The sequence below is a fragment of the Streptomyces sp. A1136 genome, from assembly GCF_004795055.1.
Classification (GTDB): domain Bacteria; phylum Actinomycetota; class Actinomycetes; order Streptomycetales; family Streptomycetaceae; genus Streptomyces.
On the sequence record NZ_SSBJ01000022.1, the window covers coordinates 56943 to 67481 of the forward strand.

The window sequence follows — 10539 nt, forward strand, 5'->3', positions numbered from 1 at the left end:
CCGGCCGCCGGCAGTCGCCCGGCGGGGAGTGTCCAAAAAGCTGTCCAATGGGCGGACCGCGCTACGGCCCGGGCGCACCCCCGTCTAACCTGCCCGTATGGCCCTTGGTACCGCTTCCACCTGGTCGGACCGTGCACACACGGTCCGCGACCTCCTCGCGTCCGGGAGCTCGTACTCATTCGAGTTCTGGGCCCCCAAGACCGAGAAGGGCGAGCGCAACCTCTGGAACGCCCTGCGCCGGATCGAGGCGGTGGCCCCGAGCTTCGTCTCCGTCACGTACGGGGCCGGCGGCTCCACCCGCGGCGGCACCGTCCGCGCCACCGAGCAGATCGCCGCGAACACCACCTTGACCCCGGTCGCCCACCTCACCGCCGTGGACCACTCCGTCGCGGAGCTGCGCCACGTCATCGGGCAGTTCGCGGACGCGGGAATCCGCAACATGCTCGCGCTGCGCGGTGACCCGCCGGGCGACCCCATGGGTCCCTGGGTCAAGCACCCCGAGGGCGTGGACTACGCCGCCGACCTCGTGCGCCTGCTCAAGGAGTCCGGCGACTTCTGCGTGGGCGTCGCGGCCTTCCCCGAGATGCACCCCCGCTCCGAGGACTGGGACACGGACATCCGGCACTTCGTGGACAAGTGCCGTGCGGGCGCGGACTACGCCATCACGCAGATGTTCTTCGACCCGGAGAATTATCTGAGGCTGCGCGACAGCGTCCAGAAGGCGGGTTGCGAGACCCCGATCATCCCCGAGGTCATGCCCGTTGTGGGGATCAAGCAGCTCGACCGACTGCCCCAGCTCAGCAACGCCGTCTTCCCCGAGGCGGTAAAAGACCGGATGCTCGCGGTCAAGGACGACGCGGCCGCTGTACGCTCCATTGGCATCGAGTTCGCCACGGAGTTCTGCGCGCGGCTGCTGTCCGAGGGTGTCCCGGGGCTGCACTTCATCACGCTGAACAATTCGACGGCGACTCTCGAGATCTACGAAAACCTGGGTCTGCACCAGCGGGCCTGATCGGCCGGCCCCCGTTTCCCGCGCGGTCTGCCGTACGAGAGGGGCCATGCATGGGAATGACGGTCCTCTACATCGCGTTCGGTTTCGTCGCGTTGTGGCTGCTTGCCGAGGTCCTGATGCAGTACAAGGCCCGGCTCCGCTGGCGCCTGCTCGCCTTCGCCGGGTTCGTCGGCGTGGTCGCCGGGGTGGTGCTGCCGTCGGTGCCGGTCATCGCCGTCGGCGCGAGCGCGTTCGCGGTGGGTCAGACCCTGGTCACGCTCTCCTTCCGCAAGGGCTTCATCGCCGGTTGGGCGTTGCGTCGGGGCGGGGAGCCGGTGCGCAAGGGCGGCCGGCGCCGCAGCGGCAGCGCTCCCCGACCGCCGCGTCAGGAACCCGCGCTGGAGGTCACGGCGCTGGAATACGGGGCCGATCACGACCTGCCGGAGTACGAGGCGTCGTCCGGGCGCCGCGCGGGGGACTTCGACGAGCCGGACGCGGGGGACGAGGACGTCTTCACCCCGCTGCCCGTGCCCGAGGAGACCGGCTCCTACGGGATACAGAGTTTCGCCCCTCAGGCCCCGCAGGGCGCCCCCCAGTCCTCGGGGTACTCCGAACACCCCGCCGGAACGGCCGCCTTCGCCCCGCCGTTCACCACGCCCGAGCAGGACGCCCACCAGTTCGCGGCCTACTACGACCAGCAGGGCCAGGGGGGTTACGACTACTCCGCCGGCTACCCGGGAGCCCAACAGCAGGTCTACGCCGCCTACTCGGACCCGTACATCGGCACCGGCGGCGGGGTCGCCCCGGCGCAGGAGTACGACTACACCGCGTACGGCGATTACGGCCGGCAGCAGTACTCCACGGACACCCCGCCCGGCGGGGTGTGGGTCCCGCAGCAGCGGGACGCCGCGCAGCCCTACCCGCCGGAGGACCAGCAGCCCCCGCAACAGCCGCAGGGCTACCCGTACCAGGGCGATCCCGGCGAGTACGGGCAGTACCGCTACTAGTACCGCTGCTGAGCCCCTGAGGGCGCTCCCAGGGGCCTTCCGGGGGCGTTCCGGGACCCCGTCCTAGCGAGAGCCGCGGAAGTCGGCGCCCTCCACGATCAGGCCGGCCACCAGCGCGCCGGTCATCCCGGCGTGCGGGAGGCCGCCGCCCGGGTGCGCCCAGCCCCCGGCGAGGTACAGGCCGGGCAGCGCGGTGGTGTTCGCGGGGTAGAGCAGCCGACCGCCGGAACCCGCCAGCGCGGGCGCCGGGACCGTGCCGTCCACCGCCCCCGTGGCTTCGAGGACGTCGGCCGGGGTGCGCTCCTCGTGCCACAACAGCCGCTCCCGCAGCCCCGGCACGGCGCCTTCCGCCGCCGCCAACAGGTCCTCGGCCGAAGGCGCCGCGCCGGGGCCCACGACGGCCTGTACGGTGACGGCCTCGTGCTCGGCGTCGGGTACCGCGGCCGGGTCGTCCGGGCGCAGCACGGTGACTCCGCCCCCCGCCAGGGTCCGGTGCACGGCGTCCGCCGGACGGGCCCCGCGCAGCGCGAGGAACAGGGTGTACCGGGTGCTGAGGCCCGTGCTCCGGGCTGGCGTGGAACCCGGCGCGAGCGGGATCGCCAGCGCCCTCGGGTCCACCCCGCACACCACCGCGTCGGCCTCCACCGCCTCGCCGTCGGCCAGCAGCAGCCCGGCGGCCCGGCCGTCGCGCTCCACGACCTCCCGGACCCCGGCGCCGAAGACGAAGTCGACCTTCCGCTCCCGGCACCGCTCGTGGACGGCGGTGGCCAGCGCCCGCATCCCGCCGCGCACGTACCAGCTCCCGAAGGTCTGCTCCATGTACGGCAGCACCGCCGCGGAGGCGGGCGCGGTCGCGGGGTCCAGTCCGTGGGCGAGGACCCGCTCGGCGAGCAGCCCGGCGAGCGGGCCGCCCAGTTCCCGCGCGGCGACCTCGGCGAGGGTGGGAGGCCGGCGGCGCAGCAGGCCGCTCTTGCGCAGCGCGGGGTAGGGGTCCTCGCCGAGCACCTGCCAGTTCGGCCACAGCGGCTCCTCCAGCAGCGGACGCCGGGTGGCGTTCCAGGCGTCCCGGGCGCGGCCGAGCACCTCGCTCCAGCGGTCCCCGGCTCCGGGCCCGAAGGCCTGGTCCAGGACGGCGGCGGCGCCGCCGCGCGAGGCGTTGGGCAGGGTCACCGTCGTGCCGTCGGGCAGTACGTGCCGCACGGCCGGATCGACCTGGACCAGCTCGACGCACTGTTCGAGGGGCCGCTTGCCGGTCTTCACGAAGAGGTCGCGGTAGACGGCGGGCAGGTGCAGGAGACCCGGTCCGGTGTCGAAGGCGAAGCCGTCGCGTTCGTGGCGCCCGACGGCGCCGCCGTAGGTGGAGCCGCGCTCGTACACCGTCACCCGGTGGCCCGCCACGGCCAACCGGGCCGCCGTCGCCATCGCGCCCATGCCGGCGCCGATCACCGCAATTCGTGCCATGCGGTGGAGCCTACCGAGCGGAACGGGGAGCGGATCGACCGAGGTCAGTAGGGCGGGGCGCCGGTGATCCGGCCGCTTTCGGCCGCCAACCGCCTCTCCTCGCGGCGCTGGGCCCGGCGGCGCAGGAAGCGGCGGATGCGGGTCCAGAGGTAGATCACCAGGGCCAGGCCGGCCACGAGCAGGAGGGCGGCGATGATCGCCGCGGCCTGTGGGTTGAACATCGCGAAGGTGACGAGGCCGGCCACCCCGAGGTCCTCGGCGGTGCTGAGCACGATGTTGCTGAAGGGCTCCGGCGAGGTGTTGACCGCCATGCGGGTGCCCGCCTTGACGAGGTGGCTGGCCAGTGCCGTGGAGCCGCCGATCGCACCGGCCGCGATGTGGGAGAGCGAGCCGCTCTGCCCGGCCAGCAGGGCGCCGACGACCGCTCCGGCGATCGGGCGGATCACCGTGTGGACGGAGTCCCACACGGAGTCCAGGTACGGGATCTTGTCGGCCACCGCCTCGCAGAGGAAGAGCAGGGCCGCGACGATCATGACGTCGGTGCGCTGGAGGGAGGCCGGGACGTCGTCGCTCAGCCCGGTCGCGCCGAAGACGCCGAGCAGCAGGACCACCGCGTAGGCGTTGATCCCGCTGGCCCAGCCGCTGGTGAAGACCAGGGGGAGGACTGTCATCGGGCCATCATGCCGCAGGGCGGTACGAGAGAGGGACGGCCGCCGTGCGGCGGCCGTCCCTCTCGAAGTCGTGCGGGATCACTGTCCCTGTTCGTCCCGGCGGCGCTGCCACCGTTCCTCGATGCGGTTCATCATCGACCGATGCTGCCGGCTCTGCCCGCGGGCCGAACCACCTGCACTGCCGGAGACGGGCTGCTCGCCAGGCTTGGGTGCTCTGCGCCAACCGGTGACGACGAGGACCGTGCAGGCCAGCATGACGAGAAATCCCACCACGCTGATCCAGAGCACGCTCTGCCAGATCACACCGGTCATGAGGAGCGCGATACCCACCACAATGCCTGCGACTGCCTGGTAGACCCGTCGCCGGGTGTACGTACGCAGTCCGCTTCCCTCAAGCGCTGTCGCGAACTTGGGATCTTCGGCGTACAGCGCTCGCTCCATCTGCTCGAGCATTCGCTGCTCGTGCTCCGAGAGCGGCACGGGAGTCCTCCTCATCCGTCGGTCGCGGGGGGAGCGACCAGGGGTCCCTTTCAGGATAGGCGGGGAATCGCCCCCGTGACACCCGCCCTCTACGCCAGGTTCGAAAAAGCACCGCCTGGAAAAGCACCACCGGAATGGCGTCGCCTCGAAGGAGCGCAGCGCCAGACCGCACCGCGGCGGGCGTGGTCATTGAGGCGCTTATTCCCCGATGACCGGCCCGCCATGCCGACCGGTGCACTCGATCATACGGTGACGGCGGCACGTTCGGAGGGTGTCCGGCGAACCCCGCGCACGGGAGCTTCGCAGATCAGGCGGGCTTCTCGCCCAGGACGTGCAACTGCGTGGCCACCGCGTGGAAGGCGGGCAGCTCCGCGGCGGCCTCCTCCAGGCGCAGCAGCGCCTCCACCGCCCCCGGTTCGGTGTCCACGAGCACCCCGGGCACCAGGTCGGCGAAGATCCGGACGCCGTGCACCGAGCCGACGTCGAGTCCGGCTCCACCGACGACCTCGGCCAGCTGCTCGGCGGTGAAGCGGCGCGGCACGGGGTCGCCCGCGCCCCAGCGGCCCGCCGGGTCGGTCAGGGCCGTACGGGCCTCGGTGAAGTGCCCGGCCAGCGCGCGCGCCAGCACGGCTCCGCCGAGGCCGGCGGCGAGGAGGCTGAGCACGCCGCCGGGACGCAGGGCGGCGACCGCGTTGGCCACGCCCTCGGCCGGGTCGTCCACGTACTCCAGCACGCCGTGGCAGAGCACGACGTCGTACGCGTCGCGCTCGACCACGTCGAGCAGGCCCTGGGCATCACCCTGGACACCGCGCACCAGGTCGGCGACGCCGGCCTCGGCGACCCGGCGCTCCAGCCCGAACAGCGCGTTCGGGCTGGGGTCGACCACGGTGACGCGGTGGCCCAGGCGGGCCACCGGTACGGCGAACTTGCCGGTGCCGCCGCCGGTGTCCAGTACGTCCAGCACGTCCCGGCCGGTCGCCTTCACCCGGCGGTCGAGGACCTCCTTGAGGACCTCCCACACCACGGCGGTGCGGAGCGAGGCGCGGGGGCGGGAAGTGTCCGACACGACTGATGACTCCTCGGCGTAGGGGGCACCTCCCGGCGGTAGCCGGGGGAGGGCGAGCGGTGCAGGCCCCACCCTATTGCCTCCCGCAGCCGGGCAGGTCACCCCGCCTGTGGACGCTCCGACCGGGGTTGCGGCAGGCCCTGCCGGCCGTCCGGAGCGGTCGGCCGCAGCGCCAGCGTCCGCTCGACCAGGCGCAGGAACATGCCCACCTCGCGGACCAGGTCGTCGGCGTCCCGGCCGGTCGCCGCGTCCGGTATGCCCGCCTCGGCCCTGGCCCGACGCGCGGCCCCCGAGGCGAACAGCGCACTCCACTCCGTCAGCTCCGGCGCTATCTCCGGCAGTACCTCCCACGCGCTGCGGATGCGTGGCCGCCGCCGAGGGTTCACCGGCTCGGGCCTCCCGCGGGCGGCGAGCACCGCCGCGGCCGCGCGCAGGGCGGCGAGGTGGGCGGTGGCGTACCGCTCGTTGGGCCGGGGCAGACGGACAGCCTCGGCCAGGCCGTCGTGGGCCTTGGCGAGCAGGTCGAGGGCGGCCGGTGGGGCCGCCGACTTCCTCGGGACGGGGTGGACAGGGGACGGGGACGGTGTGGCCATGACGAACCTCCTGTCGATGCGTACTGCTGCGAACCGCGGATGGCGCCGGGCAACCGCCCGGCTACCTGGTTCCCATCGTGACGTGCCCCACTGACAATCGCGCTGACCTGCGCGTTTGTTCACCGGTCGGTCCTTTCGGTCCCCTCGGGAGGCGAACGACAACTAAGCCTGGTAGTTTTTGAACTGACCGGTCAGTTCAAAAGAAGGGGGACGGCGTGGAAAGCCCACAAGGCGCGGCCGTCAGGGCCGAGGGCTTCGGACTCAAGGGCCCGCGCGGCTGGGTGTTCCGCGGGGTGGCGATCGACGCGGAGCCCGGCTCGCTCATCGCGATCGCGGGCCCCTCGGGCAGCGGTCGCACCTGCCTCCTGCTCGCCCTCACCGGTCGGATGAAGCCCTCCGAGGGGCATGCCGACATCGGCCGCCACCGACTGCCGAAGAAGATGGCCGCGGTCCGCCGGATCTCCGCTCTCGCCCATGTACCCGGAGTCAACGACCTCGACCCCGCCCTCACCGTCGCCGAACAATTGCGGGAGGGCGTCCTGCTCCAGCGGCGCTACGAGGGCCCCGTACGAGCCCTGCTGCGCCCGCGCGGCGAGCGCCGGCTCTCCGCCTCCGCCCGGATCGAGGAGGCGCTCGCCGCCGCGGGGCTGGACCCGGACACCCTGCCCAAGGGCCCGCGCACCGCGGTGCGCGACCTCGAACGGTTGGAGTCCCTGCGGCTCTCGGTGGCCATCGCCCTCTTGGCCACCCCCCGGCTGCTGGCCCTCGACGACGTCGACCTCAAGCTCCCGGCCGCCGAACGCGCCGAGGCCTGGGCCCTGCTCCGCTCGCTCGCCGAACGCGGCACCACCGTCGTCGCGGCGTGCAGCGAGGCGCCCGAGGAGGCGACGGTCCTGCGCCTGGGCGTCGCCGACGAGGCGCGGGAACAGCCCGAGCCGCCCGCCACCCGGGCCCTCCGGCCCGACCGGGACTCCAAGATCACCTGGGGCGCCGAGCCCACCGAGACCGCCGCCGACTCCGCGGCCGCCGCCAAGGGCAAGGGCGACGGCGAGGCCGGGACCGAGGCCGACGAGGCCACGCCCGCCGCGGCCACACCCGACGCCACCGAGCCCGACGCCACCGAGCCCGACGCCGCCGAGCCCGAGGCCCCCGCCGACGGGGCCACCCGGTCCGAGACCGCCGCCGAGGCCACCGACCACCACGCCGATGAAGACACCGCCGACGCCGACACCGCAGACGCCGACACGAAGGGGACCGACGATGCGCTCACCCAAGCTCGCCGCGCTTGAGCTCAAGCGCTTCGGCCGGGGCAAGCTCCCCGCCGCCGCCCTCGTCGCGCTGCTCCTCCTGCCGCTGCTCTACGGCGCGCTGTACCTGTGCTCCTTCTGGGACCCGTACAGCCGCCTCGACAAGATCCCCGTCGCGCTCGTCAACGCGGACCGGGGCGCCACCGTCGACGGCAAGCGCATCGCCGCGGGCGACGAGATCACGAAGAAGCTCCACACCAGCAAGACCTTCGACTGGCGCGAGGTGAACGCCGATGAGGCCGCCAAGGGGCTGGAACACGGGAAGTACTACCTCTCGCTGACCATGCCCGCCGACTTCAGCACGAAGATCGCCTCCAGCTCCGGCGCGGACCCCACCACCGGCGCCCTCCAGGTGCGCACCAACGACGCCAACAACTACATCGTCGGATCGATCTCCAAGACGGTCTTCTCCGAGGTCCGCGCGGCGGCGTCGACCAACGCCTCCCGGGGGTTCCTCGACAAGATCTTTGTCAGCTTCTCCGACCTGCACGACAAGACGGCGGAGGCCGCCGACGGCGCCGACAAGCTCAAGGACGGCGCGGGCAAGGCCCAGGAGGGCGCCAAGGAGCTCGCCGAGGGCCTCGACACGGCCAAGGAGAAGTCCGGGGAACTCACCGGTGGCCTCAAGAAGCTGAACTCGGCCGCCGGGCAGCTGGAGACCGGGGCCAAGGAGGTGGCCGACGGCACCCAGATGGTCGCCGACCAGGTCAACGGCGCCGCCGCCAAGGCACGCCCCTTCGTCAAGGACCCCAAGTCCCTCGCCGACACCGCCCGTCTGGTCGCCGACACCGCCAAGGTGGTCAACAACCACCTCGACACCTTCGCCGAGAAGGCCCCCGCCGCGGCGGTCGTCACCAAGCGGGTCGCCACCGGCACCGCCACCTACTACACCGACCACTGCGTCACCCCGGGAACCGAGCCGCACCTCGCCTCCTGCCCCGCCCTGAAGAAGATCAGGGACGACGCGGCGGAGGGCGCCCTGCTCGCCGGTGACGTGAACGATGTCGTCAAGGACACGAAGGGCGACCTGACCACCCTGCGCGGTCAACTCACCGACCTGGAGACCAAGGCCAACGCGCTCGTCGCCGCCGCCCCCGGCCTCTCCTCCGACCTCGAAACCGCCGTCACGAAGGTCAACGCCCTCAACGACGGTGCCCACCAGGTCGCCACGGGCATGGCCAAGCTGCACACCGGCCTCGGCACCGCCGCCGGCGGCTCCGGCGCCCTCGGCGAGGGCGTCGGCAAGCTCGGGGACGGCGCCCACACCCTCGACGGCGGCATGTACAAACTGGTCGACGGCACCGGTGAGCTTGCCGGCGGCCTGCACGACGGCGCCGGCAAGATCCCCGACTACGACCAGCAGGCGCGCGACGCCCGCACCCAGGTCATGGCCGACCCGGTCCGGCTCGCCAACCAGTCCCTGCACCGGGCACCCAACTACGGCACCGGCTTCGCCCCCTACTTCATCCCGCTGTCCCTCTGGGTCGGCGCGATGGTCGGCTACATGCTGATCGCGCCTCTCAACAAGCGGGCCTTGGCCACCGGCGCCTCGCCGTGGCGGATCGCCTTCGCGGGCTGGCTGCCCGTAGCCGGGATCGGCGTCGCACAGGTCGCCGCGCTGATGTCCGTACTGCACTGGGGCCTCGGCCTGGAGATGTCCCGCCCGGCGCTGACCATCGCCTTCCTGGCGCTGGTGACCGCCTGCTTCGCCGCGATCGTCCAGTGGTTGAACGCCAAGTTCGGCGCGGCCGGACGCATCCTGGTCCTCGCCTTCCTGATGCTCCAGCTGACCTCCGCGGGCGGCACGTACCCCGTCCAGACCAGCCCCGGCTTCTTCAACGCGATCCACCCCTACCTGCCGATGTCGTACGTCGTCGAGGGCCTGCGCCGGCTCATCACCGGCGGCGACCTCACACCGGTGTGGACGGGCTGCGCCGTACTGTCGGCCTTCACGGTCGGGGCGCTCGCCCTCACCGCGCTCGCCGCCCGCGGCAAGCAGGTGTGGACGATGGACCGGCTGCACCCGGAACTGAGCCTGTAGGGAGCCGGTGACCTGTGAGAATCAGCGCCATGGAAAGCAGCAGCACCGGTACGGGTGCCGGCAGCGGCCGGCGGCGGGCGACCCGACAGAAGCTCTACGAAGCGGCCGTCACGCTCATCGCCGAGCAGGGTTTCTCCGCGACGACGGTCGACGAGATCGCCGAGCGGGCGGGCGTGGCCAAGGGCACCGTCTACTACAACTTCGCCAGCAAGACGGACCTCTTCGAGGAGCTGCTGCGCCACGGGGTGGGGCTGCTGACCGCCTCGCTGCGGGAAGCGGCGGAGTCCACCGAGGCCCGGGGCGGTACCCGGGTCGAGGCGCTGGACGAGATGATCCGCGCCGGCCTGGTCTTCATCGACCGCTACCCGGCCTTCACCCAGCTGTACGTGGCCGAGCTGTGGCGCACCAACCGTGCGTGGCAGTCCACCCTGATGGTGGTCCGCCGGGAGGCGGTGGCCGTGGTGGAGACCGTGCTGCGCGAGGGGGTGGAGCGCGGGGAACTCAGCGCGGAGATCGACGTGCCGCTCACGGCGGCGGCGATGGTCGGCATGGTGCTGGTGGCCGCCCTGGACTGGCAGTCCTTCCAGAGCGAACGCTCGCTGGACGACGTGCACTCGGCGCTGTCCCTGCTGCTGCGGGGCCGGGTCAGCGGGAGCCGGTGACACCCGGGGGTACCCCCGGTCGGCGGTGCCGCCCGGCGGGGGCGGCGGCGTAGAACTGAGTATCCGTACCCAGACGTCCCCGGGCCTCGAAATGAGTACGCGTACGGATGGGCTCCCACCTGCGCGAACAGCAGACTGGGGGCTACGGACGGGGCCGCTCGGCCCGCACCGCGGACACGGGGCCGCGGAGCGGGACCGGGTCCTCGGCCGGCGCCGGGAGGGGAAACCCGGTGTGCGGGCCACCGCGGCGGGGCTCGGGG

The 10539-nt window shown here is 72.7% G+C and carries 10 protein-coding genes; 5 read left to right on the forward strand and 5 right to left on the reverse strand.

The features are described 5' to 3' along the window. Positions 1-97 precede the first annotated feature (97 nt). Both metF and E6R62_RS21890 read left to right on the forward strand, forming a co-directional pair. Positions 98-1012 carry a methylenetetrahydrofolate reductase [NAD(P)H] gene (gene metF / locus E6R62_RS21885; RefSeq protein WP_136215211.1) on the forward strand — a complete coding sequence of 305 codons (915 nt, stop codon included), beginning with the start codon at positions 98-100 and terminating at the stop codon, positions 1010-1012. Between the two features lie 50 nt (positions 1013-1062). Next, entirely contained in the window at positions 1063-1998 is a 936-nt protein-coding gene (locus E6R62_RS21890) for a hypothetical protein (RefSeq protein ID WP_136215212.1), read from the forward strand. Between the two features lie 63 nt (positions 1999-2061). Here E6R62_RS21890 and E6R62_RS21895 read toward each other — a convergent pair whose 3' ends face one another. The 5 genes from E6R62_RS21895 to E6R62_RS21915 form a co-directional block, all read right to left on the reverse strand. Continuing rightward, complete coding sequence (locus E6R62_RS21895; protein ID WP_136215213.1) at positions 2062-3459, reverse strand: NAD(P)/FAD-dependent oxidoreductase; 1398 nt, start codon at positions 3457-3459, stop codon at positions 2062-2064. Between the two features lie 44 nt (positions 3460-3503). Next, complete coding sequence (locus E6R62_RS21900; protein WP_136215214.1) at positions 3504-4130, reverse strand: DUF4126 domain-containing protein; 627 nt, start codon at positions 4128-4130, stop codon at positions 3504-3506. 78 nt (positions 4131-4208) lie between these two features. After that, positions 4209-4610, reverse strand: a complete 402-nt coding sequence (locus tag E6R62_RS21905; protein ID WP_136215215.1) for a DUF3040 domain-containing protein — start codon at positions 4608-4610, stop codon at positions 4209-4211. Positions 4611-4917: 307 nt separating this feature from the next. Next, positions 4918-5676 carry a methyltransferase gene (locus E6R62_RS21910; protein WP_136215216.1) on the reverse strand — a complete coding sequence of 253 codons (759 nt, stop codon included), beginning with the start codon at positions 5674-5676 and terminating at the stop codon, positions 4918-4920. A 98-nt stretch (positions 5677-5774) separates the two neighbouring features. Continuing rightward, positions 5775-6269, reverse strand: coding sequence for an SAV_6107 family HEPN domain-containing protein (locus E6R62_RS21915; RefSeq protein WP_136215217.1), 495 nt, complete (start codon positions 6267-6269; stop codon positions 5775-5777). A 215-nt stretch (positions 6270-6484) separates the two neighbouring features. Between E6R62_RS21915 and E6R62_RS21920 the strand changes: the two genes are divergently transcribed. The 3 genes from E6R62_RS21920 to E6R62_RS21930 are packed head-to-tail and all read left to right on the forward strand — an operon-like array spanning position 6485 to position 10279. Then, complete coding sequence (locus tag E6R62_RS21920; protein WP_136215218.1) at positions 6485-7558, forward strand: ATP-binding cassette domain-containing protein; 1074 nt, start codon at positions 6485-6487, stop codon at positions 7556-7558. Further along, complete coding sequence (locus tag E6R62_RS21925) at positions 7530-9617, forward strand: YhgE/Pip family protein (RefSeq protein WP_136215219.1); 2088 nt, start codon at positions 7530-7532, stop codon at positions 9615-9617. Before E6R62_RS21920 ends, E6R62_RS21925 begins: the two co-directional genes overlap by 29 nt. A gap of 29 nt (positions 9618-9646) precedes the next feature. Continuing rightward, complete coding sequence (locus tag E6R62_RS21930; RefSeq protein WP_136215220.1) at positions 9647-10279, forward strand: TetR/AcrR family transcriptional regulator; 633 nt, start codon at positions 9647-9649, stop codon at positions 10277-10279. Positions 10280-10539: the final 260 nt, after the last annotated feature.

Excerpts from the sequence above, each read along its gene's own strand:
- metF (WP_136215211.1), top strand. The coding sequence starts at position 98 with ATGGCCCTTGGTACCGCTTCCACCTGGTCGGACCGTGCACACACGGTC.
- E6R62_RS21890 (WP_136215212.1), top strand. The coding sequence starts at position 1,063 with ATGGGAATGACGGTCCTCTACATCGCGTTCGGTTTCGTCGCGTTGTGG.
- E6R62_RS21895 (WP_136215213.1), bottom strand. The coding sequence starts at position 3,459 with ATGGCACGAATTGCGGTGATCGGCGCCGGCATGGGCGCGATGGCGACG.
- E6R62_RS21900 (WP_136215214.1), bottom strand. The coding sequence starts at position 4,130 with ATGACAGTCCTCCCCCTGGTCTTCACCAGCGGCTGGGCCAGCGGGATC.
- E6R62_RS21915 (WP_136215217.1), bottom strand. The coding sequence starts at position 6,269 with ATGGCCACACCGTCCCCGTCCCCTGTCCACCCCGTCCCGAGGAAGTCG.
- E6R62_RS21925 (WP_136215219.1), top strand. The coding sequence starts at position 7,530 with ATGCGCTCACCCAAGCTCGCCGCGCTTGAGCTCAAGCGCTTCGGCCGG.
- E6R62_RS21930 (WP_136215220.1), top strand. The coding sequence starts at position 9,647 with ATGGAAAGCAGCAGCACCGGTACGGGTGCCGGCAGCGGCCGGCGGCGG.